General features: G+C 73.8%; 21 protein-coding genes. 15 read left to right on the top strand and 6 right to left on the bottom strand.

Annotation, left to right across the window (positions count from 1 at the left end; translation table 11 throughout):
* Positions 1-37: 37 nt before the first annotated feature.
* Together DB033_RS09570 and DB033_RS09565 are read right to left on the bottom strand one after the other, a co-directional pair.
* On the bottom strand, positions 38-250 hold the full coding sequence (locus tag DB033_RS09570) for a hypothetical protein (protein ID WP_157970607.1): 213 nt from the start codon (positions 248-250) through the stop codon (positions 38-40).
* On the bottom strand, positions 247-1,728 hold the full coding sequence (locus DB033_RS09565) for a PspC domain-containing protein (RefSeq protein ID WP_111766472.1): 1,482 nt from the start codon (positions 1,726-1,728) through the stop codon (positions 247-249). The genes DB033_RS09570 and DB033_RS09565 overlap by 4 nt, the downstream gene beginning before the upstream one ends.
* Before the next feature lie 451 nt (positions 1,729-2,179).
* Here DB033_RS09565 and DB033_RS09560 point away from each other — a divergent pair, with 451 nt between their 5' ends.
* Entirely contained in the window at positions 2,180-3,613 is a 1,434-nt protein-coding gene (locus tag DB033_RS09560) for an ATP-binding protein (RefSeq protein ID WP_111766471.1), read from the top strand.
* Entirely contained in the window at positions 3,610-4,269 is a 660-nt protein-coding gene (locus DB033_RS09555; protein WP_111766470.1) for a response regulator, read from the top strand. The genes DB033_RS09560 and DB033_RS09555 overlap by 4 nt, the downstream gene beginning before the upstream one ends.
* 7 nt (positions 4,270-4,276) lie before the next feature.
* Here DB033_RS09555 and DB033_RS09550 read toward each other — a convergent pair whose 3' ends face one another.
* A complete protein-coding gene (locus DB033_RS09550; RefSeq protein WP_111767380.1) occupies positions 4,277-4,579 on the bottom strand; it encodes a chorismate mutase in 303 nt (100 codons plus the stop codon).
* A 395-nt stretch (positions 4,580-4,974) separates the two neighbouring features.
* On the opposite strand from DB033_RS09550, the gene DB033_RS09545 reads away from it, so the two are divergent.
* From DB033_RS09545 to DB033_RS09520, 6 genes are all read left to right on the top strand, one after another.
* The gene (locus tag DB033_RS09545; RefSeq protein ID WP_157970605.1) at positions 4,975-5,679 is read left to right on the top strand and encodes a ribonuclease FAU-1 family protein; all 705 of its coding nucleotides are present in this window, start codon (positions 4,975-4,977) and stop codon (positions 5,677-5,679) included.
* A complete protein-coding gene (locus DB033_RS09540; RefSeq protein ID WP_111766468.1) occupies positions 5,676-6,296 on the top strand; it encodes a DUF2461 domain-containing protein in 621 nt (206 codons plus the stop codon). Before DB033_RS09545 ends, DB033_RS09540 begins: the two co-directional genes overlap by 4 nt.
* A gap of 620 nt (positions 6,297-6,916) precedes the next feature.
* Positions 6,917-7,909 (top strand): sodium:calcium antiporter, encoded by a 993-nt coding sequence (locus DB033_RS09535; protein WP_205843743.1) that lies wholly within the window; start codon positions 6,917-6,919, stop codon positions 7,907-7,909.
* A gap of 200 nt (positions 7,910-8,109) precedes the next feature.
* Positions 8,110-10,461, top strand: a complete 2,352-nt coding sequence (pcrA, locus tag DB033_RS09530; protein ID WP_420814056.1) for a DNA helicase PcrA — start codon at positions 8,110-8,112, stop codon at positions 10,459-10,461.
* 81 nt (positions 10,462-10,542) lie between these two features.
* Positions 10,543-11,151 carry a carboxymuconolactone decarboxylase family protein gene (locus DB033_RS09525; RefSeq protein WP_111766465.1) on the top strand — a complete coding sequence of 203 codons (609 nt, stop codon included), beginning with the start codon at positions 10,543-10,545 and terminating at the stop codon, positions 11,149-11,151.
* Positions 11,152-11,155: 4 nt separating this feature from the next.
* On the top strand, positions 11,156-12,079 hold the full coding sequence (locus DB033_RS09520) for an RNA polymerase sigma-70 factor (RefSeq protein WP_111766464.1): 924 nt from the start codon (positions 11,156-11,158) through the stop codon (positions 12,077-12,079).
* A gap of 41 nt (positions 12,080-12,120) precedes the next feature.
* Here the strand turns inward: DB033_RS09520 and DB033_RS09515 are convergent, their stop codons facing one another.
* From DB033_RS09515 to DB033_RS09505, 3 genes are all read right to left on the bottom strand, one after another.
* Positions 12,121-12,567: a hypothetical protein gene (locus DB033_RS09515; RefSeq protein ID WP_240615813.1), complete on the bottom strand. Its 447-nt coding sequence runs from the start codon at positions 12,565-12,567 to the stop codon at positions 12,121-12,123.
* The gene (locus DB033_RS09510; RefSeq protein ID WP_111766462.1) at positions 12,560-12,931 is read right to left on the bottom strand and encodes a hypothetical protein; all 372 of its coding nucleotides are present in this window, start codon (positions 12,929-12,931) and stop codon (positions 12,560-12,562) included. The genes DB033_RS09515 and DB033_RS09510 overlap by 8 nt, the downstream gene beginning before the upstream one ends.
* Positions 12,932-13,001: 70 nt before the next feature.
* Positions 13,002-13,709: a CPBP family intramembrane glutamic endopeptidase gene (locus DB033_RS09505; RefSeq protein WP_111766461.1), complete on the bottom strand. Its 708-nt coding sequence runs from the start codon at positions 13,707-13,709 to the stop codon at positions 13,002-13,004.
* 90 nt (positions 13,710-13,799) lie between these two features.
* Here DB033_RS09505 and DB033_RS09500 point away from each other — a divergent pair, with 90 nt between their 5' ends.
* From DB033_RS09500 to purH, 7 genes are all read left to right on the top strand, one after another.
* A complete protein-coding gene (locus DB033_RS09500; RefSeq protein ID WP_157970604.1) occupies positions 13,800-15,656 on the top strand; it encodes a hypothetical protein in 1,857 nt (618 codons plus the stop codon).
* 168 nt (positions 15,657-15,824) lie between these two features.
* On the top strand, positions 15,825-16,994 hold the full coding sequence (gene sucC / locus DB033_RS09495; RefSeq protein WP_111766459.1) for an ADP-forming succinate--CoA ligase subunit beta: 1,170 nt from the start codon (positions 15,825-15,827) through the stop codon (positions 16,992-16,994).
* Between the two features lie 16 nt (positions 16,995-17,010).
* Positions 17,011-17,892 carry a succinate--CoA ligase subunit alpha gene (gene sucD / locus DB033_RS09490; protein WP_111766458.1) on the top strand — a complete coding sequence of 294 codons (882 nt, stop codon included), beginning with the start codon at positions 17,011-17,013 and terminating at the stop codon, positions 17,890-17,892.
* Between the two features lie 226 nt (positions 17,893-18,118).
* Positions 18,119-19,810, top strand: a complete 1,692-nt coding sequence (locus DB033_RS09485) for a DUF5336 domain-containing protein (protein WP_111766457.1) — start codon at positions 18,119-18,121, stop codon at positions 19,808-19,810.
* Between the two features lie 90 nt (positions 19,811-19,900).
* Positions 19,901-22,012, top strand: coding sequence for a cell division protein PerM (locus DB033_RS20645; RefSeq protein ID WP_157970603.1), 2,112 nt, complete (start codon positions 19,901-19,903; stop codon positions 22,010-22,012).
* A gap of 257 nt (positions 22,013-22,269) precedes the next feature.
* Entirely contained in the window at positions 22,270-22,878 is a 609-nt protein-coding gene (purN, locus tag DB033_RS09475; protein WP_170315508.1) for a phosphoribosylglycinamide formyltransferase, read from the top strand.
* The gene (gene purH / locus DB033_RS09470) at positions 22,875-24,437 is read left to right on the top strand and encodes a bifunctional phosphoribosylaminoimidazolecarboxamide formyltransferase/IMP cyclohydrolase (RefSeq protein ID WP_111766455.1); all 1,563 of its coding nucleotides are present in this window, start codon (positions 22,875-22,877) and stop codon (positions 24,435-24,437) included. The genes purN and purH overlap by 4 nt, the downstream gene beginning before the upstream one ends.
* Positions 24,438-24,483 lie beyond the last annotated feature (46 nt).

Here is a 24,483-nt window from a genome sequence, read left to right as displayed (position 1 = left end):
GCGACCATGTGGTCGCCGGGCCTTCGTCACGTCGTGGTCAGTTCTTGCTGCGGCGCCGGATCCCGGGCACCGTGCTGGCCACCAGGCCCAGTCCGACGAGGGCCAGCAGGCCGGCCACCACCCACTTGGTGCCCTCGTCGAGCAGCCAGAACGGGTTACCGGTGAAGCCGACCGTGGCGACGGCGAGGAACACCAGGGCCATCACGATGCCGGTGATGCTCACCCGGCCGCGAGGAGTGGGGCCGCTCATCGGGCCACCTCCACCGTGACGTTGCCGGCACCGACGTGCACGTCGAGCGTGACCTTGGCGGTCCTGCCCGGCAGGTCCGCCACCATCGGGCCGACTTCGTTGTGCAGGCCGTCGGCGACCCGGCCGAGGCAGTCGATCCGGCCGGCGTTGCTCGAGCACGTCACGGCGTAGTCGACGTCGTCCGGCAGGAACACCCGGACGTCGCCGGCGCCGACGTCGACGGCGGTGACCAGGCTGTCGCCCGCCGGCAGGGCCATCCCGGTGAGATCGAGGGTGGCGTTGCCCGCACTCAGCTCGTAGGTGCTCTGCACGTCGGCGACCGACGTCGGTGCCCAGTTGCGGTCGCCGAAGGTCGGGGTGCCGGTGAAACCCGCGACGGTCAGCGCCAGCGTGACGAAGGACAGGAACACGCCCTGCCCGATGAGGGTGAGCGTGCGACCGCGGAGGGCCTGGGCCAGCACACCCAGGGCGACGACGGTCAGCGCGCTCGCGGCCACCATCGCCCAGGCCGGCGACCACAGGCCGGCCAGGATGCCGAGCACCTGCACGGCGACGACGAGCAGCGCGAGACCGCCGGTCACCCGGGCGATCACCGGCGACGCGGTGCGGGTGCGGGTCGCGACGTCGGACGGCGGTGCCAGGTCGATCTCCGGGAGGTCCCAGGCGAACGGGGCGGCACCCAGCGGATCCCAGGCGGGCGGGGTGTCCCGGACCTCGGGCGCGCCGGCGGCCGTGGACCGTGGGTCCGGACCGGGTGCCTCCTTGCGGAGGTCGACCCGGGGCTGCGTGGTCGTCGGAGCGTCCCCGGGGGACGCGTCCCAGAAAGCGGGCGTATCGAAGGGGCTGTCGCCGGCCTCCGGCGATGTGGCGGCGGGCCGACGGCCGGAACCGCCGCAACCACCGCCCCAGTTGCCCCAGTTGCCCCAGCCGTGGGAGCCGCCGGCCGTGCCGGGGTCGCCCCACGAGGGGCCGGCCGTGGCGGCGTTCGACCAGCGGTTGGCGGCGACGTCGTCGGCGGTGGCCCGGATCCGCCGCTCCCACTCGCTGCCCGGACGGAACGGTCCGCGGCGCTGCTTGCGGGCCACGTGGAAGGCGACGGCCCCGATGATCAACGCCGGCCAGAACGGAAAGCCCCAGTTGAAGGTGGCGAAGACGCTGATCACGACCGCGATCGCGAGGACGGCGGCGACGATCGGCGACACCGACGACCGGCCGCGGCCGAGCAGCGCTTCACCGGCCGAGACCTCGTCGCCCTCCGCCGGCAGCAGCAGCCAGAGGAGCGTGTAGGCGAGGATGCCGACGCCGCCGAGGATGGTCAGCGCCACGAAGCCGACCCGGAACAGGATGGGGTCGACGCCCAGGTAGTGGGCCAGTCCGCCCGCGACACCGGCGACCTTGGAGTCGGAGCGGGAGCGACGGGGGCGCCGCGACCACCAGTCGCGGTGCTCGGTGTGGGGTGGGAACCCGGTCTCTGTCATGGGACGAGCCTCGTCGTCGGAGCTGTCCTGGCACCATCGGGGACCACCCTGATTTCCCGGACCAGGGTGCTCCCCGATGCCCCGGGGCCCCGTGGGCTGCCACCATGGCAGGGTGAGCGATCCTCGGCGCGAGCCTGCCCGGCCGGCGCACCCGGCTGCTCCGGTCTCCCCGGCGGCAGCGGGTGGGTCGCACCCGGCTGCGCCGCCCTCCCCGGCGGCAGCGGGTGGGTCGCACCCGGCTGCGCCGTCGACGGCCCCCGGTCCGTGGCCGTCCACCGCACCGGCCGCTCCCGGTCCGTGGGCCCCGGCCGGTCCGGGCCCGTGGGGTCCGTCGCCCGCGGCGCCGTCCGGCGCTCCGTGGACGCCGCCCGCCGGCGGGGTCGCGGTCACGCCCGGCACGCACGCCCCGCACACCACCGCCCCGTCCGCGTCCCCGGGCACGGCCACCGCCATGGCCACCCACCCGGCGCCCCCGGCTCGGTCCGTCCGGGACGCTGTCGACGACCTGCTGACGCCGGGCACCGTCGCGGCGTCGCCGGCCGTGCCGGTGGAGAACCCGTTCCGGGTCGTCGGCACCGACCGTCACGGCGACCCCATCGCGAAGCTCGTGCGTCCCGCCGGGGGACGCATCATCGGCGGCGTCGCGGTCGGCATCGCCGATCACCTGCGGGTCAAGGTGCTGTGGGTGCGGCTGACGTTCGCGATGCTCGCACTGCTGTCCGGCGTCGGCGTTCTCGCCTACGCGCTGCTGTGGATCTTCGTGCCGCAGAGCCGGGGCGCCGAGCCGCACCGTCCGAGCGCCACCGAACGCCGGCAGGCCATCGGCATCGCCGCGGTCGGGGCGGCCCTGGCCGTCCTGGGCACCGCGTTGGGGCTGGGCCAGAGCGTCGGCTGGATCGTCGGCCCGCTGGGTCTGGCGTCGGTCGGCGCCGCGTTCATCTGGCGGGAGGCCGACGACGCGCAGCGCCAGCGGTGGCGCCGCTCGGCCGCGGGCGTGGTGGGGGAGACCCGCAGCGGACTCTGGCGACTCGTCGGTGGCATCACCCTGGTCGTCGGCGGCCTCGCCGTCTTCGCGCTCGGTCAGTTCGACGTCGGCGCGACCGGCGGCGCGCTCGTCGCGGTGGTCCTGACCCTCGTCGGGGTCGCCATCATCGCGATCCCGTGGTGGATCCGGCTGGTACGTGACCTCGGGGCGGAGCGCCGCGAGGTCGTCGTCCAGCAGGAACGCGCCGAGATCGCCGCGCACCTGCACGACTCGGTGCTGCAGACCCTGGCGCTGATCCAGCGGCAGGCCGCCGACCCGCGGGAGGTGTTGCGTCTCTCCCGGTCGCAGGAGCGTGAGCTGCGTGCCTGGCTCTACGGCCCGGCCGGCTACGCGACGTCCAGCGCCGCCGCGGTGACCGAGTCCGACGCCACCGTCGCCGCGGCGCTGGCGACGGCCGCCGGCGAGGTCGAGGACACCTACGCCGTCAAGGTCACGCCGGTCGTCGTCGGCGACACCGCGATGGGCGGCGTCGGCTCCGACATGCACGCGCTGGTCGCCGCCACCCGCGAGGCGATGGTCAACGCGGCCAAGCACGCCGGCAACCCCGACATCAGCCTCTACGCCGAGGTCGAGGACGACGCGGTCACCGTCTTCGTCCGCGACCGCGGCGTCGGCTTCGACCCTGACCAGGTCGGGTCCGACCGACGCGGGCTGGCCGAGAGCATCCGGGGCCGGATGGACCGTCACCACGGCCGGGCCACCGTGCGCTCCACCCGTGGTGAGGGCACCGAGATCGAGCTGTCGATGCCCATCCCGGTTCGCCCCGCCGAGCCGGTAGCGTCCGACGCCGTGGCGCCGTCCGGCGCCGGCCCCGAACCCAGGCAGGTCCTCCCGCGATGAGCACTCCCGTCACCGTCTTCCTCGTCGACGACCACGCTCTGTTCCGCGCCGGGGTCAAGGCCGAACTCGCCGGACTGGCCGACGACCGCATCGCCGTCGTGGGGGAGGCCGGCACCGTCGCCGAGGCCGTCGTGCGGATCAGCGCCGAGCGACCCGACGTGGTGCTGCTGGACGTGCACATGCCCGACGGCGGTGGCCGCGCCGTGCTGGAGCAGGTGCACGCGCGCTACCCGGAGGCGGTGTTCCTGGCGCTGTCGGTGTCCGATGCCGCCGAGGACGTCATCAACGTGATCCGCGCCGGGGCCCGCGGCTACGTCACCAAGACCATCTCGGCGACGGAGCTCGCCGACGCCGTGGTCCGGGTCTCCGGCGGTGACGCGGTGTTCTCGCCGCGGCTGGCCGGCTTCGTGTTGGACGCGTTCTCCGACCGTGCCGGGGCGGCACCGCTGGTGGACCCGGAACTGGACATGCTGTCGCCCCGCGAGCGCGAGGTGCTGCGGCTGCTGGCCCGCGGCTACGCCTACAAGGAGATCGCGTCGCAGCTGTTCATCTCGATCAAGACCGTCGAGACCCACGTCTCGTCGGTGTTGCGCAAGACGCAGATGAGCAACCGCTACGAGCTCTCGCGCTGGGCGACCGACCGCCGGCTGGTCTGACGACCGGTCAGGACGAGCGCGACCGGCCGAGCTTGCCGCGGCCCAGGTCCAGCAGCATCAACGCGAGGTCCACGCCCGGCTGACCCAGGTCGCGGAAACGGTCCAGGATCTTCATCTCGCGGCTGTGCACCACCCGGGGGCCGCCGAGCTTCATCCGGGCGGCGCCGATGGCGTGGGAGATGGCGGTGCGCTGCTTGATGAGACGCACGAGCTCGGCGTCGATCGAGTCGATCTCCAGCCGGAGCGCGGCGATCTCGTCCTCGGACTGCGGGACGGCGACGTGGGGGAGCTGCATCCGGTCTTCGGTCATGTCGGCCTTCCGGACCCTGGTGCTGAGCATGGGAACCTCATTCTGCCCCGGGCCCAGCCGGGTCCAGGCACGAAAAACGCCCCGGGTCCGGTGGACCTCGGGGCGCGTCGTGGGAGCTGGATCAGCCGCTCACGGGCACCGGAGGCCGGTACCCGTAGTAAAACTGGCGCGCTGACATGGCTGGAGCATGGCACACCCGGAGGCGCGTCGTCCAGCGGCGTAGCCTCGGCGGGCCGGTGCGGTGCGGTCGACCTGCCCTCCGCGGCGGGATGATCCGAACGTCCGGGTGCTTCGCGGGAGGAGTCCACCGGCCGGTGCCGCCGGCGCCGCTGTGCCGGTCGCGGCCCCCGCACGGAGGCACGACACTGACGCCCACCCGGAAGGAAGCGACCACGGTGCACCTCAACGGGCCCGCAGGCGGCTCGCATCCGGCGTCGGCGACCGAACACCCGCCGGTCTGGCCGGCCGGGTCGGCCGTCGTCCTGCGGTCGGTGTTCGACGACCACGTCGGGGCGGCCATCCCGTCGGTGGTCATCGCCGACGAGGCGTCGTACGCGGCCCTCTACCAGCCGGCCGGCAGCACCCTCGTCACCCGTACCGGCCGCCGCGGCGGACCGCAGGGCCGCAACATGTACCCCGACGGCTGGGACGGCGGCCACCGGGAGTCGCCGTGGTCGGGCACCGGGGTGCTGCGGGTGCACCGCCGGGGCGACCCGTGGTCGGTGTGGCGGTGGTGGGACGCCGGTGGCTGGCGTCCTGGTTGCTACGTCAACCTCGAAGAGCCCTGGCGGCGGACGCGCCTGGGCTTCGACACCCGCGACTGGGTCCTGGACCTCGTGCTGGACGGCGACGGTCGGCCCCACTGGAAGGACGCGGACGAGCTCGCCTGGTGCGAAGCGGTGGGTACCGTGACGGCGGAGCACGCCGCCCGCGTCCGTGACGCCGGCCGGCAGGCGCTGGCCGCCGCCGGACCGGGAGCGTTCCCGTTCACCGCCGACTGGGACCGCTGGTCGGTCCACGACGGGGCGGCGGCTCCGGGTCCGGCCGCGCTGCGCCGGGCCACCGTCCTGCGCCCACCCCGAGACCGGGAGATCCCTTGAGCACCGCCGGTATTCCGTTCGCCGCCCTCGACTTCTACGAGGAGCTCGAGGCCGACAACTCCAAGGCGTTCTGGACCGCCCACAAGGCCGTGTACGACGAGTCGGTCAAGGCGCCGATGCTGGCGCTGACCGCCGCGCTGGAACCGGAGTTCGGCCCGGCCAAGCTGTTCCGGCCCTACCGGGACGTGCGGTTCGCCAAGGACAAGACGCCCTACAAGACCCACCAGGGGGCCTGGTTCGGCGAGACCGACCGCTACCTGCAGATCTCCGCGGCCGGCCTGCTCCTGGGCGGCGGCCGGTGGCAACTGAGCCCAGAGCAGTTGGCCGGGTTCCGGCGCGCCGTCGACGACGAGCGTCACGGTCCGGCGCTGGAGAAGGCCGTCGCCACGGTCCGGCGCGCCGGATTCGACGTGAACGGCGACCTGATGACGCGGGTGCCCTCGGGGTTCGCGAAGGACCATCCGCGGGCGGAGCTGTTGAAGTACCGGTCCATGACGGCCGGCGCCGATCTCGGGGCGCCGGACTGGCTGTGCACACCGGATGCGGTGGACGAGATTGGGGCGCGGTTGCGGAAGGTGGGGCCGGTCGTGGAGTGGTTGGCGGTGCACGCGGTGTAGTCGGTTGCGGAAGTCGGTGGTCCCCGAGTGGCCTGGACGGCCACCTCGCGGCGACAAAGAGAAGCAGCACCGTTCGGTGGCCGTCCGGGCCTCTCGGGGATGTGCCGCGGTCGTCGCCTTGCGAGGGAGCGGACGGCGGTGCTCCGGATCGGGACCGCGGGGCGTGGGGGAGCCGTCCGGGGCGGGCGGTGTCGTTCGGGGCGGTGCGAAACCGGGTGGTTGCCGAGTGACGTGAACAGCCATCTCGCGGCGACGGAGGGAAGCAGCACCGTTCGGTGGCCGTCCGGGCCGCTCGGGGGATGTGTCGCGCTCGTCGGCTGGGGAGGGAGCGGACGGCGGTGCTCCGGATCGGGACCGTGGGGGCGTAGGGAGCCGTCCGGGGCGGGCGGTGTCGTTCAGAGCGGCGGTGTCGTTCGGCGTGTGCGGGGTGGGAGGCGCGGAGGGGGACCGGCACCGGGGCGGGGTGTCGTTCGGGGGGCCTTCCACGTCGGATTCGGGGGGCCGAATCGATTCAGAAACGGCGATCCTGCGGTTAGCGTCGGATGCGGCCGGCCAGCGTGGGTGGGCTTTCCGCTGCCCGTGACGTGATCCGGGCGTTCGACCCACCGCTCGGAGTTCCGTTGTTCCTCACTGTCCTGCTGCTGCTCGCCTCGGCGGTGGCGATCTACCTGGCGTGCGAATGGTTCGTCAACGCGGTCGAGTGGCTGGGTGCCCGGCTCAACGTGGGCACCGTCGCGGTCGGCACCGTGCTCGCCGCCATCGGTACCGCACTGCCGGAGAGTGTCGTCACCTTCGTCGCCGTCGTGTTCGGCGACTCGCCCGAGCGCAAGGAGATCGGCGTCGGGGCCGCGATGGGCGGCCCGTTGGCGCTGTCGACCATCGCCTACGCCACCATCGGCGTCGTCCTCGCCGTCACCACCAAGTCGCTGGCCACGCGGCTGCCCAACCGCACCGACCTCATCTCCGACCAGCGCTGGTTCCTGGTCATCTTCCTGGCCAAGCTCGGCCTCGGTCTGATCGCGTTCAACTGGAAGCCGTGGCTGGCCATCGGCTTCCTCGCCGCGTACGTGGTCTACGCCGTCCGCGAGCTGCGCAGCGCCGGCGCCGACGGCGGTCACTCCGACGACGACCTCGAGCCGCTGAAGCTGCAACCCCGCGCCGGCAGGCCCGCGACTTGGGCGATCGCCGTCCAGACCCTCGGCACGCTGGCCGTCATCTTCGTCGCGTCCGAGGTGTTCGTCGGCCAGCTGGAGCGGATCGGACCCGCGCTCGGCCTGGCTCCGGCCGTCGTCGCGCTGCTGCTGGCCCCGGTGGCGACCGAGCTCCCCGAGGTGCTCAACGCGGTGATCTGGGTCCGGCAGGGCAAGACCGAGCTGGCCATCGGCAACGTCAGCGGCTCGATGATGATCCAGGCGACCATCCCCTCGGCGCTGGGCATCGGTTTCACCCCGTGGCTGTTCGACACCACGCTGATCATCGCCGGAGCCGTCACCCTGTTGTCCATCGTCGTGCTGGTCACTCTCGGCCGGCTGCGCAGGCTCACCTCGGGCACGCTGCTCATCGCCGGCGGCATCTACGTCGCGTTCCTGGCCACCGCCGCGGTGATCAACTGAGCGACGCGCCCGGCCGTGTCCCGCGGCGGGGGTCGCTGTCGGTGCGCGGCGGTAGCGTGGTTCCCGATATGACTCAGCAGTCCGCCGCGTACCCCCGTTCCGTGTCCCCCCGCGCTGTGCCGGTCGAGGACGGGTTGTTCGCCGCACCCGCGGTCGACGTCGTCCCGACGGCCGAGCAGCGTGCCGCCGACGACGCCTCGATGGCCCGCCGGGCGCGCGCCGCGTCGCTGCTGGAGGACCTCAACGACCGCCAGCGGGACGCCGTGCAGCACCGCGGGGCCCCGCTGCTGATCGTGGCCGGCGCCGGCTCCGGCAAGACCCGCGTCCTCACCCGCCGGATCGCCTACCTGCTGGCCGCGGGCGGTGCCACCCCCGGCGAGATCCTCGCCATCACCTTCACCAACAAGGCCGCCGCCGAGATGCGGGAGAGGGTCGGCGATCTGGTCGGTGCGCGGTCGCGGGCGATGTGGGTCAGCACCTTCCACTCGATGTGCGTGCGGATCCTGCGCAACGAGGCCACCCAGCTCGGCTACAGGTCCAGCTTCACCATCTACGACTCGGCCGACTCCCAGCGGCTGGTCGCGCTGGTGGCCAACGATCTTGAGCTCGATCCGAAGAAGTTCGCGCCGAAGAGCATCGCCGCGCAGATCTCCAACCTCAAGAACGAGCTGATCGACCCGGCGACCGCCGCCGACCGCGCCGACAACGACATCGAGCGCACCGTCGCCGACGTCTACGCCCGCTACCAGGCCCGCCTCAAGGGCGCCTCGGCGCTGGACTTCGACGACCTCATCATGGAGACCGTCGCGCTGCTGCAGGCGTTCCCCGCCGTCGCCGAGCACTACCGCCGTCGCTTCCGGCACGTCCTGGTCGACGAGTACCAGGACACCAACCACGCGCAGTACATGCTGGTCAAGGAGTTGGTCGGCACCGCCGACCCCGACGATCCGAAGGCCGTCGCGCCCGCCGAGCTGGTGGTGGTGGGTGACGCCGACCAGTCGATCTACGCCTTCCGTGGCGCCACCATCCGCAACATCGTCGAGTTCGAGCGGGACTACCCGGACGCCCGGACGATCCTGCTGGAGCAGAACTACCGCTCGACGCAGAACATCCTCTCGGCGGCGAACGCGGTCATCGCCCGTAATCCGGGGCGCCGGGCCAAGAGCCTGTGGACGGCGTCCGGCAGCGGCGAACCCATCGTCGGCTACGTCGCCGACAACGAGTACGACGAGGCGTCGTTCGTCTGTGGCGAGATCGACCGGCTGGTCGACGCGGGGGAGATCCGCTTCGGCGACGTCGCCGTCTTCTACCGGACGAACTCCTCGTCCCGCGCCTTCGAGGACATCTTCGTGCGGCTCGGGATGCCCTACAAGATCGTCGGCGGGGTGCGCTTCTACGAGCGTCGCGAGGTCAAGGACGCGCTGGCCTACCTCCGCGCGCTGGCCAACCCGGCCGACGAGGTGTCGCTGCGCCGGATCATGAACGTGCCCAAGCGCGGCATCGGTGACCGCGCCGAGGCGTCCATCGCGGTGTTCGCGGCCAACGAGCGGATCCCGTTCGCCGAGGCGATGACCCGGGTCCGGGAGATCCCGTTCCTGGTGGCGCGATCGGTCAACGCCATCGAGTCGTTCAACACGCTCATCGCCGGACTGCGCGAGCTCCTCGCCGACGGCATGGAGCCCGCCGACCTGCTGTCGACGGTGCTGGAGCGCAGCGGATACCTGGCCGAGCTGGAGAACAGCGCCGATCCGCAGGACGCCCCCCGGGTGGAGAACCTCGAGCAGCTGGTCACCGTGCTGCGGGAGCGGGCCGAGCTGCTGCAGCAGGGGGAGGACGAGTACGCACCGGGCATCGAGCTGCTCTCCGCCGTCCTCGAGCAGCTGTCGCTGGTCGCCGACGCGGACCAGATCCCGGACTCCGACGCCGGTGTCGTCACGCTCATGACGCTGCACACCGCCAAGGGGCTGGAGTTCCCGGTCGTCTTCCTGACCGGTTGGGAGGACGGCCTGTTCCCGCACATGCGGGCGCTGACCGACGAGAAGGAGCTGGCCGAGGAGCGCCGGCTCGCCTACGTCGGCATCACCCGCTCCCAGCAGCGGCTGTACGTCTCGCGCGCGGCGATGCGGTCGAACTGGGGACAGCCCGGGGCCAACCCGCCGTCGCGCTTCCTCGACGACATCCCGCCGGAGCTGATGGACTGGCGCCGGCTCGTGGAGGCGCAGGAGACCGACTGGACCCGCTCGGCACCGGTCAGTGCCGGCCGGTTCGGTGACCGTGGCGACAGAGGCGGCCGCTACCAGAACGCCTCCAGCGAATCGGCGCAGACCCGGATCGCCGCCGGCGGCATGCGCAGCACCGGGTTCAAGGGCTGGCAGAACAAGCCGGCCCTGGTGCTGGCCGTGGGTGACCGCGTCTCGCACGACAAGTACGGGCTCGGCAAGGTCGTCGCCTCCGACGGCAGCGGGGTGCGGGCGACGGCGACCATCGATTTCGGCGCCGCCGGCACGGTGCGGTTGATGCTCATCGGCGGCGTCCCGATGACCAAACTCTGAGTCGGTGTCACACGGGGCCGGCGGGCGGTGTCGGAGTGGTCGAGCCGGGAACGGTCCCGGCCGATCGTCCAGGAGCACGCCATGACCGACACGCTCGTCCACCCCGCCGCCGCCACCGAGTACGTCGCCCGGCAGCAGCTCGCGCGGGTACCCATCACCCCGCCGCCCGGCCGGTTGTGGTCGCTGGCCGGCCGGATCGGCCGCCGGATGTACGGCGACATCCCCGACAACGGCTGGGCCCTGGCCCGCAACCGCCGGGTGCTGTTCGGCATCCTCGGCTTCGAACGCCGGGTCGCGTCGTGGAAGGCGCTGGATCCACAGCTGAAGACGCTGGCCACGCTGACCGCGGCCGTGGAGATCGGCTGCAGCTGGTGCGTGGACTTCGGCTGGTTCCTGGCCGAGAAGGACGGGCTGGACCTGGCGAAGCTGCAGCACGTCCGGCAGTGGCGGGACAGCCCCCTCTACAGCCCCGTCGAACGCGCCGTCATCGAGTTCGCCGAGGCCATGACGGCGACGCCGCCGGCCGTCACCGACGCGATGGTGGCCGCCCTGCGGGCCGAGCTCGGTGACGCCGCGACGATCGAGCTGACCGCCGTCGTCGCCCTGGAGAACCAGCGGTCACGGATGAACGCGGCCCTCGGCCTGGTCGCGCAGGGATTCTCGGCGGCCTGTCGACTGCCCGGACACTGACCGGATGAGCGCCGCCGAACGCCGGTTCACCGAACACCGGTCGCTGCTGTTCACGGTCGCCTACGAGATGCTCGGCTCCGCCGCGGACGCCGAGGACGTCGTGCAGGAGGTGTGGGTGCGGTGGTCGGCCGCGCACGCCGACGCCGGTGCGACCGGAGCCGACGAGATCGTGCATCCCCGCGCCTACCTCGTGCGGATCACCACCCGGCTGGCGCTGAACCGGATGCGGACCACGGCCCGCCGCCGGGAGGACTACATCGGCCCGTGGCTGCCGGAGCCGCTGCTCACCGTGCCCGACGTGCTCGACGACGTGGTGCTCGCCGAGTCGGTGTCGATGGCGCTGCTGGTGGTGCTGGAGTCGCTCGCACCGCCCGAGCGGGCGGTGTTCGTGCTGCGCGAGGTGTTCGGCTACGACTACGACGAGATCGCCGCGGCGGTGGACAAGAGCCCCGCCGCGGTGCGCCAGATCGCGCACCGGGCGCGCGCACACGTGCAGGCACGCCGCCCCCGCTTCGACACCGACCCGCAGGTCGTGCGGCAGGTCATGACGGGTTTCCAGCAGTCGCTGCACACCGGCGACGTGCAGGGGCTGATGGACCTGATGGCGCCGGAGGTCGTGCTGCTGTCCGACGGTGGCGGCAAACGACAGGCCGCCCGCAATCCGGTGGTGGGCCCGTGGAACGTGGCCCGTTTCATGGTCGGGATCGCCGGCAAGGCCGACCCGGACACCGTTCTGGAGGTCGTCCAGGTCAACGGGGCGCCGGCGTGGCGGATCACCACCGGTGCAGCGCTGTACGGGGTGTTCCAGCTCGTGGTCGCCGACGGGCTGATCCGGCAGCTGTTGCTGGTGGCCAACCCCGACAAGCTGTCCGGTCTGTCCGGCGGCGTCGGCCCTCTCGACCTGCCGGCGCGGTCACCGGGTCCGTGACCGATCCCGGGTCGTCCCGGGACCGTGGCGGGAGGTCCGCGTCAGGCGGGTACGGCGGCGGCCGGCCGGGTGCGGTGCAGGTAGTACAGGCCCACGATCGGCAGGATCAGGGGGATGAAGACGTAGCCGCTGCCGAACTTCGACCAGACGGTGTCCCGGGGGAACGCCTCGGCGTCCAGGATCGACAGCACCCCGACGACCAGCACCCCGGCCAGCTCGACGCTGCACGCGGCCCACGCCAGGGGCCGTGACCACGGGCGGTGGGAGACGAGCCCGACGGTGGCGGCGATGTAGACGAGTCCGGAGAAGGCCGAGAGCAGGTAGGCGAGCGGGGCCCGGTCGAACTGGGTACCCAGCTGGACCGCGGCACGGGCCGTCGCCGCCAGGGCGAAGGTGGCGTACACGGCGACCAGGGCGCGCCGGGGGCCGGTCCGCTCGGCGCCCTCCGGCGGTCCGCCGGACACCGGCCGGGACTCCGACTCAGACAACGGGCACTCCCATCCGCCACAACTGCAGCAACCGCAGACCCATCACGGCGACGACCACCGCGGTGAAGCACAACGACACCGATCCCCAGCGGGTCCGTTCGATGCGCGCCAGGTAGACGCCCAGCGGCAGCGGCGCCAGCACCCCGATCGCGTAGGCGACGAAGGTCACGGGCTCGGCCACGGTCGCGTCCCCGGCGAGCCGCACGATGCCGATGACCGACTGCACCAGCAGGCCTGCCTCGAGCACCAGCGCACCGATGATCTGCCCGGCGTTCACGGGCCTGCGCCGGTGGGCCCACAGCCCGGTCCACGCCGCCAGCAGCAGCCCGGCCACCATCAGCGCGTACGCCAGCGGGCCGGTCACTCGTGGTTCCGATCGTGGGTGGGACAGGTCGCCCGCCAGCGTAACGGCCGCCCGTGCGGTGGCCGTGCGGTCAGGACGGCGCCCGTCCGCGCAGGATCGCCACCCCCACCGCGAGGTAGGCGACCGAGATGGCGGCGACGGCGAGGTCGCCGAACGACCACGCCCCCAGGGTCGGGGTGAGGTCGAGGACGGCGTGGGCCGCGATCAGCGGCACGATCCACCGGAAGCGCGACTGGTAGGCGCCCAGGGCCACCCCGAAACAGGCCGAGGCGAGCACGTTGCCGAGGATGTCGACGCCGCCGCGGGAGGTGGTGGCGAAGGCGGACAGATGCTGCAGGCCGAACAGTGCGGCGGTGACCGCCACGGCCACGCCCGGCGGGAACGCCCGCTCCAGCCGGCTCAGCACGACGCCCCGGCTCGTCAGCTCCTCGTTCACCCCCACCAGGAGCAGGCTCAGCGACCACCACCCGTACCCGGGCGGCCGGTCGACGAGACCGGCCGGCAGCGTCCACAGCAGGGCCTCGACGAGGAACGGCGCCAGCCACGGCAACGACCGCCGCCCGCGCGGCCGCCACGACCAGCCGATCCGGTGCCACAGCCGGTACCGGGTGACGAGCACGACCGCGAACACCGTGCAGGTGACGTTGGCCGCCAGCCCCACGAACCATCCGGAGATCCCCACCAGCGGCGCCAGCAGAACGGTGGCGTACAGCACCAGGAAGCGGCTGACCTGCACCGTGACGGCGGCACCGAGCGCGCGGCGACGGGGGCTGTCCACGCGCGGAGGCTAGCGGCCGCCGGTCGCGCGCTGCGCCGACGGCTCCGCGACGCACCGGTGGGAACGGTGCACGCCACTAGGGTCGACGCCATGACTGACCGCTCGATGTCCGGCGGCCGGGCCCGGTGGCTGCCGCCGATGGCGGCGCTGGTGGCGTCGGTGGTGCTGTCCCTGCTGACCCTGCTGGTGCCGGTGGTCAGCACCGCCGACGGGTCGTCCGCGGCCCCCGCCGTCGGCACCGGCTGGCTGATCGCCCTGCCGCTGGTGGTCGCGCTGGTCATGACCCGGATCTGCACCGACGGCACCCTCGGGGTGCTCGCCGGAGCCGGCGCGATCGCGGTCGGCCGGCTGCTCGCCGATTTGGGCCTGCTGTTCGCCCCGGACACCGTGCTGCGTCCCGAGCTGCTGGGTGTGGAGTCCGTCAGCGCCTTCCCGCTCAGCCCGTCGTGGGGTGCGGTGCTGCCGGTCGCCGCGGACGTGCTGGCCGTGGTGGCCGCCGCGCTGGCCGCGCGGCAGGTGTTCGACGGGTTCGAGTCGCCCGACCCGACCGCCCCGGCGACCGCGGACGTCCGCGACCGGCCCCGGCCCTTCCGGGCGACTCCCGCGACGTTCGTGGGACTGCTCGGCGTGGCGCTGGTGATCACCGCGTCGTTCGGCGTGCTCTACGACATCCCGGTGCCGCTGGTGCGGCCGCTCGGCCTGGCCGACATCGGGCTGTTCGGCGCCGCCGGGGCGGTGGCCGGCGGTCTCGTCCTGTGTCTGGTCGCGGTGGTCGCGCCCGCGCTGTCGCCGCGGTCGGCGCGCGGGGTGTTCCTGGGGGCGGGCGCCGCCGCGGCCGTCGCACCACTGATCGCCCTCCTCGCCGGCGGCGACACGGTCCCGTCCGGCGCCGCCTGGCTGGGCCTGGTCGGTGCGGTCCTGGTGGCGCTGGCCGGGCTGCTGGTGCGCGGCAGTGGTGCGACCGCCGAACTCCCCACGGCGCCCGCCGCCGCCCCGGACACCGGGCCCGGTCCGCTGACGACGGCACTACGGGTCGGGCCGGTGGCCGTGGCGGTGCTCGCGCTGCTCGCGGCGGGGGCTGCGCTGCTCGCGTACCGCGAGCCACAGGCCACGACGCTGATCGGTGACCGGCCGGCCTCCTTCGACGCCGCCGGAGCCGCCTTCCTGCCGGCGGCGGTCCTGCTGGCCCTCATCGGAGTCCTGGCCCTGGTGCCGCCCACCGCGGCACCCGCCCGCCGGGCGCTGCGGCTGGGCTGGCTGCCTCCGGTCGCCGCGGTGCTGATCACCCTGGAGTTCAGCTCGTCGTCGATCTGGGTCAGCTCGGCCGTCTTCACCTCCGGAGGCGTCACCCGCGCCGCCGGCACCTGGTGGGGGATGGCCGCCGCCGGGCTCGCCCTCGTCGCGGCCGTCGTCGCCGCGGTCCTGGACGGACGGCTCGCCGACCGCGACTCCGCCACCGACCTGGACCCGCCCGACCGGTCCGACGCCGCCCGCCGGCTGCGGACCGGTGTCGGTGCCGGCCTGACCGCGCTGATCGCCGTCGCGTTCGCGGTGCCGGTCTTCGAGGCCAACAACCGGCCGTCGGCGGCGCTGTTCGTCGCCGGGTCACGGGTCGACGTCTACGCCGCCTGGCTGCTGGCGCTGGGACTCGCGGCCGGTCTGTGGGCCGCCTGCCTGAGCCGGTCCCGGCTGACCACGGCCACCCTGCTGGTCGCCGTCGCCGCCGTCGCACTCACCCGGGTCGTGGTCACTCCGGCGGTGGCCCACCAGGTCCGCTTCGAGCTCCGGGCGGGGCTCGTCCTGACCGCGGTGCTGGCGGCCGCGGCCCTGGCCGCGGCGGCGTTGCTCGCGCTGCGGCCGGAGCCGGCGACCGCACCGGCCGGTGGGTCGACCAGGCGTGACGGTGCCCGCCGGCCGGTCGGCGCGCCGCGCGGAAAGCGGGCCTGACCAGCGTCGCTGAGTCGTTCGTCACGCGCAGCTTCCTCGGTGTGCATCCCCCGAGGACACGTGGCTAGGGTGATTCCTCAGGTCCACGGCGCGCCTGGGAACGGGCAGCGGTGGGCCCGTCGAGCTGGAGCGGGAGGAACCCGCCAGCGGATTCCCGGAGGCCAGCAGGTGGATCTTTACGAGTACCAGGCGAAGGAACTGTTCACGAAGCACGGCGTACCCGGCAACCCGGGCGTCGTCGTCACGGATGCGGAGGCAGCCGAGGCGGCCGCGACCGAGCTGGGCACCGCCGTCATGGTCAAGTCCCAGGTCAAGATCGGCGGCCGTGGCAAGGCCGGCGGCGTGAAGTTCGCCGCCACCCCGGCCGACGCTCGGGAGAAGGCCGAGGCCATCCTGGGCCTGGACATCAAGGGTCACGTCACCCGGCAGGTGCTGATCACCACGGCCAGCGACATCGCCGAGGAGTACTACGTCTCCTACCTGCTCGACCGGTCCAACCGCACGTTCCTGGCCATGGCCAGCAAGGACGGCGGCATGGAGATCGAGCAGCTCGCCGTCGAGCGCCCCGAGGCGCTGGCCAAGGTCCCCGTCGACGCCGTCACCGGGGTCGACCGCGCCAAGGCGGCCGAGATCGCCGACGCCGGCCGGTTCCCGGCCGAGGTGCGCGATCAGGTCATCGACATCCTCGTCCAGCTGTGGGAGGTCTTCGTCGCCGAGGACGCCACCCTCGTCGAGGTCAACCCCCTGGTCAAGGACCCGGACGGCAAGGTGCTGGCGCTGGACGGCAAGGTCTCGCTGGACGAGAACGCCGAATTCCGCCACCCCGAGCACGCCGCCTTCGCCGACACCGCGGCGCAGAACCCGCTCGAGGCGCGCGCCAAGGAGAAGAACCTCAACTACGTCAAGCTCGACGGCCAGGTCGGCATCATCGGCAACGGCGCGGGCCTGGTCATGTCCACCCTGGACGTCGTCGCCTACGCCGGCGAGGCCCACGGCGGTGTCAAGCCCGCCAACTTCCTGGACATCGGCGGCGGCGCCAGCGCGACCGTGATGGCGAACGGGCTGGACATCATCCTGTCCGACACCGACGTGAAGAGCGTCTTCGTCAACGTCTTCGGTGGCATCACCGCCTGTGACGCGGTGGCCAACGGCATCGTCCAGGCGCTGGAGATCCTCGGCGACGAGGCCAGCAAGCCGCTGGTCGTCCGTCTCGACGGCAACAACGTCGAGGAGGGCCTGCGGATCCTCGCCGAGGCCGCCCACCCCATGGTGACCGTCGTGGCCACCATGGACGAGGCCGCCGACAAGGCCGCCGAACTCGCGCACGCCGCAGCCTGATCAGGAGCAGACAACCATGGCAATCTTTCTCGACGAGAACTCCCGGATCATCGTCCAGGGCATGACCGGCGGCGAGGGCATGAAGCACACCGCCCGCATGCTCGCCTCCGGCGCGACCGTGGTCGGTGGCGTCAACGCCCGCAAGGCCGGCACCAAGGCCTCCTTCGACTCCGGCGACCAGCCGGTCTTCGGCACCGTCTCCGAGGCGATCAACGAGACCGGTGCCAACGTCACCGTGCTGTTCGTGCCGCCGCCGTTCGCCAAGGACGCGGCCCTGGAGGCCATCGACTCCGGCATCGAGCTCGCGGTGATCATCACCGAGGGCATCCCGGTGCACGACTCGGCCGTGGTCTGGGCGCACGCGGTGAGCACGGGCAACAAGACCCGCATCATCGGGCCGAACTGCCCCGGCATCATCAGCCCCGGCAAGTCCAACGCCGGCATCATCCCGGCCACGATCACCGGCCCCGGCCGCATCGGCCTGGTCTCCAAGTCGGGCACGCTGACCTACCAGATGATGCACGAGCTGCGCGATCTCGGCTTCTCCAGCGCCATCGGCATCGGCGGTGACCCGGTCATCGGCACCACCCACATCGACGCGCTCGAGGCGTTCCAGAACGATCCCGAGACCGACGCGATCGTGATGATCGGTGAGATCGGCGGCGACGCCGAGGAGCGGGCCGCGGCCTACATCAAGGACAACGTGAGCAAGCCGGTCGTCGGCTACGTCGCGGGCTTCACCGCCCCCGAGGGCAAGACGATGGGCCATGCGGGCGCCATCGTGTCCGGCTCCGCCGGCACCGCCGCCGCCAAGCAGGAGGCCCTCGAGGCCGTCGGCGTCCGGGTCGGCAAGACCCCGTCGGAGACCGCGCGGCTGCTGCGCGAGGTCATCGCCTAGTCCTCGCGTCCGCACCGCACGCACCTCTCTGGGCATCGTCCGGCACCCGCCGGGCGGTGCCCAGCGGCGTCTCCGGGGTCGGGTCCCGCGTGCCCGCGTGCCCTGCGGGTGCCCCGGGCGGCGCGTCGTAGGGTTGGACGACGAACTCGACAGGAGCAGCATCGTGAACCCAACGCCGCCCGGGTACCCCGACCCCCACGCCTCCGGTCCGCCACAGGGCCACCCGGTGAACCATCCGCAGGGCGGTGGTCCGCAGGCCGATGCCCCCCGGAACAACCCGCAGCCGGGCGGCCCGCAGCACGGCGGTCAGCAGTACGGCGGCCCGCGGTACGGCGCGTCACCGCAGGGCGGGTTCGGTCCGCCTCAGCAGCCGTACTCCCCGTCCGGGACGCCCCAGGGCGGTCAGCAGTTCGGATACGCCCCGTCCGGTCAACCGCAGCCCGGATCGCCGACCCCGGGGGGACGCCCGCGCGCGCCGCGCGCGGGGCTGCCGTCGTTGCCGGTGCTCGCCGTGCTCACGGTGTGTGCGCTGGCGCTGCTCAACGCCGTCTTCGGCTTCCTCCGGGCGGCGGAGCTGACCCGCACGGGCGACGAGTCCGTTCCGCTCGGATCGGTGTACGCGGTCGCCGGCTGGATCCCCGCGCTGCTCGTCGTCAGTGGGCTGGCCGCCGCGGCCACCCGGCTGAAGGGCGTCTCCGTCCCGACCCTGTGGGCGGTCAGCGCCGCCACCGCCGTCATGGGCGGCGTGGGGGGACTGTTCTACCTGGTGTCCCGCGAGGGCGCCGACGCCGGACTGGGGTTCGTGCTCGCGGCCGGTGACCGCTCGGTCGAGTCCGGGGTGTCCGCCGGTCTCGTGCTCGTGGTGCTGTTCGGGCTGCTGCAGCTGGTGGCCGCCCTCGGTGGGCTGTTGCTCACCCAGTCGCCGCAGCTGGCCCGTCGCGCGTCCGGCGCGGTCCCCGACGCCGCTGGCGGTTCGGCCGCGGGTGGGCCGGCCGACGGCGGCCCGGGTTTCCCCGGGCGGCAGGGCCGGCCCGGTGAGCAGAGTCAGCAGGGGCAGCCTGGTCAGCAGGGACAGCCTGGTCAGTTCGGTCAGCAGGGTGAGCCGGGTCAGCAGGGTCAGCAGAGTCAGCCTGCCGCTGCCGGGTCCTGGGGTCCGCAGCAGCCGCCACGACCGGCCCCGGCCGGGCCACCGTCGTGGGGTGCGGGCGACCGGAGCGGTCCGGGTGCAGGTCAGCCCGCCTCGGCCGAGCGGTACCAGGACTACCGGCAGCCGTCCGGATCCTCGCCGCTGCCGGGTTCGGCGGGCGGCTGGACCGCGTACACCCCGCAGCCCGGCGGCGAGACCCCGCACCCGTCGTCCGCGGGACCGGCCGGATACTCCCCGGCCCATCCGGCCGCAGGTGGTATCGCCCCCTACGACCAGTACAGCCCGACCGCCCGGTTCGGCGTCGACGCCCGCGAGGCAACGGCGGACGGGCCGGCGGCCGGGTCCCCGTCGTTCTTCGATCCGCAGTCCGGACGCCAGGTGCAGACCGGCCTGACCGAGACGCCGAAGGCCGTGCCGCCGCCGCCGTGGATCCCCGAGCCCGCCCCGGCCGAGCCGGGGGAGGCGGAGCGCGCGCTGCGACCGGACCCGGCCCCGACGGTCGAGTACGAGCGCACCGGGTACGGAGCGTCGGACTTCGAATGGGAACCGACGTACAGCGAGGCCGCCGCCGACGACCCCGACGAGACGGAGCGCGAGGACGTGGTCCGGTACGAGACGCCCGAGCAGCGCCCGCAGTACGCGCCGCCCAAGCTGGACTCCGCCCGGCACGAGGGCTGGGACGCCGGTTTCGCCGAGGACACCCTGAACGGGACCGGACAGCCACCCGCCGAGCAGAACGACCGCTACCGGCCCATCCCGCGCGCCGAGTGATCCCGCGGCGGGCGGGGTCCGGCACGCATCACCCCCGGGTGGCGGCGCGCCGGGCCCGTCCGCCCGGACCGACTGTGTGAGGGTGGTGGCGTGAGGGAGGACGACCGCGGCGCATCCGCACGCCGTCGGCGCGACTCCCGCGCCCGCACCGGACGACGCCCGCAGGGCCCCGGCGCCCGTACCCCCCGCACCACCGCGTCCCGACCGGCCGAGTCGGCCGTCGGACGACGGACGCCCGACACCGCGCCCGATGCTGCGCCCGACCTGAGGCCCGACTCCGTCGCCCACCCGGCCGGGACCGTCACCGCGGCACCGCCGTCCCGGGACCTCACCGAGCTCGGCGTGGCCACCGGCGAGGGGGCACTGCGCGCGGCTCTGGTGATGTTCGCCGGCTTCGCCGGCACCGTCGCCCTGGGGCTCGTCCTGTGGGCGATCAACCCCGGCACGGACCTCGGGGCCGAACCCGCGGTCCGCGCCGCCACCGCCGCCTACGTACTCGCCCACTTCGGCCACGTCGGGATCGCCGGCGCCTCGCTCACCCTCAGCCCGCTGTCGCTGACCCTGGTGTTCGCGCTGCTCCTCGGCGCCGGCCCCGGCCGCGGTCGGGTCGCGAGACCGTCGATCGCCGCCGAAGCGGCATCCGTGATCGCCGGCGCCCTCACCTACGCCGCTCTCGTCGTCGTCGCCGCCGTGACCCTGGCACCGCCCGGGGTGGCGGTGTTCGGGGCGGCCGTCGGCGCCCTGCTCGTCGCGGCCGCGGCGTTGTCGCTGGGGATGGTCCGCCGCGGCGAGGCACTGCGCGGGTGGCTGGCCGGGCGGCTCCCGGCCTGGGCCAGCGCCGGCGCCGTGGCCGGCGGTGCCGCGGCACTCACCGTGGTCGCCGGCGCCGCCGCCGTCTTCGCGGTGTCGCTGGCGCTGGCCTTCGGCACCGCCTCCGACCTCGGCTCGACGCTGGCCGACGGTGCCGGGGACGCGGTGGGGCTGGCGCTGGCCGGGCTCGCCTACGTGCCGAACGCCGTCCTGGGCACCGTCGGCTACGTCACCGGGGTCGGGGTGGGGATCGGCGCCGGCCGCTGGTCGCCGCTGGGCTCCGTACCTGCCGACCTGCCCCCGTTCCCGCTGCTCGCGGCGGTGCCCGGCACCACCGGGGTGTCCGCGGTCGGGCTGGTGACGCTGCTGGTGCCGCTCGCCGCCGGGATCGTCGCCGGGCTCGCGGTGCTGCGCCGGGTGGCCGATCGTCGGCAGCGGTGGGCGGGCGTGGCCACCGCCGCCGGCGTGGCCGGGGTGACCGTCGGAGTGCTCGTCTGGGCCGGGTCCGGCGGGGTGAGCGGGGGACCGTGGCCGCACATCGGCGCGGTGGGATGGCAGGTGGGTCCGGTGCTCGCCGGTGTCGTCCTCGTGGTGGCCGGCGCCTGGGTCGGCGCCGCCGCACGGGGCGCGGCGGTCGGCCCCAACGGACACGAGCCGGATCCGGCGCCTGACGACGCCCACCCGGCCGACGCACCCGCGACCGACGGGGACGGGGCGGACGGACCCGCCGAGGACGACGACACGACGACGTGGCCCGACGGGGACGGCGCAGACCGCGCCGGCGACGGCACCGTCCCGGACGCCGACGCCCCCGCGGCGACCGGAACCGGGTTCGACGCGTTCGACGGGTCCGACACGTTCGACGCGGACGAGGCCTCCCCGGAGCGACCGGCGACCGGAGACGCGCGGGACGACGTCCGGGCGGTCGGGGACCGACCGGCCCCGGCCGACGCCCACGACGATCCCGCCACCGACGCCGTCACCCCCACGAAGTCCACCGCGGGTGCGGACGAGCGGCCCGACGGCGTTCCCTTCTCCGACGGCACGACCGGTGATGGCGCCGGCACCGACGGCAGCCTCACCACTCCCGACAGCGGCACGCCCGACAGCGGCACGCCCGACAGCGGCACGCCCGGCGGCGGCACGACCGGTGGAGGAACCACGGCCGGCCGGGCCGACGGCGTTCCCGCCGGCATCACCACTCCCGGCGGCATCCCCGCGCCCGACGGCACCACTGCCGACCTCACCACGCCCGGCGGCGCCATAACCACCGGCGGCGTCGACGACCCGGAACCGGACGACCCGACCGTCGGCACCGTCGGGTCCGGCGGTGGGTCGCACCCGGTCGACGACCCGGACGCAACCCGGCGCCCGTCCCGCGACGACGCCTGACCGTTCGTTCCCGCCCGGTGCGCCAGCCAGCGGGGACAGGGTCGGTCACGCCGCAGTCCCCGGCTGGGTGGGGACGTTCCGCCGCGCTGCGCCGCGCTGCCGCGCCGCGCTGCCGCGGCACCCCGCCGCGCGATACCGCCCCGCCAGACCGCCCCTGTCACACCGTCCGCGACGGTGCCCGTACAGCGCGGCGGGAACGGGCCCGCGGAGTGGTTACCCTGGAGCCGCCCTTTCCGCCGTCATCCGAGGGATCCTGCGTGCCCCGAACCGCCCCGCTGCGCGTCGTCGTACTCGCCTCGGGTACCGGCACCCTGCTGCAGGCCCTGCTGGACGCCCGACCGGCCGCCGGGAGCTGGACCGTCACCGCCGTCGGCTCGGACCTGCACTCCTGTCAGGCCCTCGACCGGGCCGCCGCCGCCGGCGTCCCGACGTTCACCGTGGCGCTCGCCGACCACCCGACCCGCGCCGACTGGGACGCCGCCCTGGCGGCGGCCTGTGCCGACGCCGACCTGATCGTCAGTGCGGGCTTCATGAAGCTGGTCGGGCCGGCGTTCCTGGCCGCCCACGACGGGAAGATGATCAACTCCCACCCGTCGCTGCTGCCGTCGTTCCCGGGCATGCACGCCGCCCGGGACGCCCTCGCGTACGGGGTGCACGTCACCGGCTGCACCATCTTCCTGGTCGACGCCGGTGTCGACGCCGGACCGATCGTCGCGCAGGAGGCCGTCCGGGTCCTTCCGGACGACACCGTCGCATCGCTCCACGAACGCATCAAGGTCGCCGAACGCGGCCTGCTGGTCTCCGTGGTGACGTCGCTGGCCACCCACGGCTGGCGTGTCGCCGGACGAAAGGTTGTCCCCTCATGACCGACCGCCTCCCCCTCCGCCGCGCCCTGGTGTCGGTCTCGGACAAGACCGGGCTGCTCGAACTCGGCCGCGGCCTCGCCGACGCCGGGGTGTCGATCGTGTCGACCGGCAACTCGGCGAAGACCCTGTCCGAGGCGGGCATCCCGGTCACGTCGGTGGAGAGCGTCACCGGCTTCGCGGAGGCCTTCGAGGGCCGGGTCAAGACCCTGCACCCGTCGATCCACGGCGGGCTGCTCGCCGACCGCCGCAAGCCCGAGCACGTCGCCCAGCTCCGCGAGCTCGGTATCGAGCCCTTCGACCTGGTCGTGGTGAACCTGTACCCGTTCGTCGCCACGGTGGCGTCCGGCGCGGCCCCGGCCGAGGTGATCGAGCAGATCGACATCGGCGGTCCGGCGATGGTGCGCGCGGCGGCCAAGAACCATCCGTCGGTCGCGATCGTGGTCGATCCTGCCGCCTATCCCGCGGTCCTGGAGGCCGTCGCCGCCGGCGGTTTCACGCTGCCGGAGCGGCAGGCGCTGGCCGCGCAGGCCTACCGGCACACGGCCGCTTACGACGTGCAGGTGGCGAGCTGGCTGGGCAACGTCGTCGTCGCCACCCCCGGTGGCAGCCGCTTCCCGGAGTGGATCGGCGCAACCTGGGAGCGGGACGCGGTGCTGCGCTACGGCGAGAACCCGCACCAGGAGGCGGCGCTGTACCGCAACGCCGCCGGTGCACCGGGTCTGGCGCAGGCGACGCAGCTGCACGGCAAGGAGATGTCCTACAACAACTACGTCGACAGCGACGCCGCCTGGCGGGCCGCCCACGACCACGGCGACCGGCCGACGGTGGCGATCATCAAGCACGCCAACCCCTGCGGCATCGCCGTCGACGCCGACGTCGCGACCGCGCACCGCAAGGCCCACGCCTGCGATCCGGTGAGCGCCTTCGGTGGGGTCATCGCCACCAACCGGACCGTGACCGCCGAGATGGCCGAGCAGGTCGCCGACATCTTCACCGAGGTGCTGCTCGCCCCGGGCTTCGACGACGCCGCGCTGGCCGTCCTCACCCGGAAGAAAAACATCCGGCTGCTGGCCGTCCCCGGCGGGCCGAACACCGCGGTGGAGAGCCGGGCCATCAGCGGCGGGTTGCTCGTCCAGTCGGTCGACACCATCGCCGCCCCCGGCGACGACCCGGCGGCCTGGACGCTGGCCGCCGGCGAGCCGGTCTCCGAGCAGGTGCTGGCCGACCTCGTCTTCGCGTGGCGCGCCTGCCGGGCGGTCAAGTCCAACGCCATCCTGCTGGCGTCGGACGCAGCCAGCGTCGGCATCGGGATGGGGCAGGTCAACCGGGTCGACTCCGCGCGGCTGGCCGTCGAGCGGGCCGCCGGCCGGGCCGCCGGTGCGGTCGCCGCGTCCGACGCGTTCTTCCCGTTCGCCGACGGCCTGCAGGTGCTGCTCGACGCCGGGGTCAGCGCCGTCGTCCAGCCGGGCGGCTCCGTCCGCGACGCCGAGTCGATCGCCGCGGCCCGCGACGCCGGCGCCACCATGTACTTCACCGGCACCCGGCACTTCTTCCACTGACGGTTCCGGCGTCGCCGCGCCGCACCGAGTGGCCGTGGTCACTCCA

The sequence above is a fragment of the Nakamurella deserti genome (assembly GCF_003260015.1).
GTDB lineage: Bacteria > Actinomycetota > Actinomycetes > Mycobacteriales > Nakamurellaceae > Nakamurella > Nakamurella deserti.
This window is presented reverse-complemented; position numbering and strand designations above follow the sequence as displayed.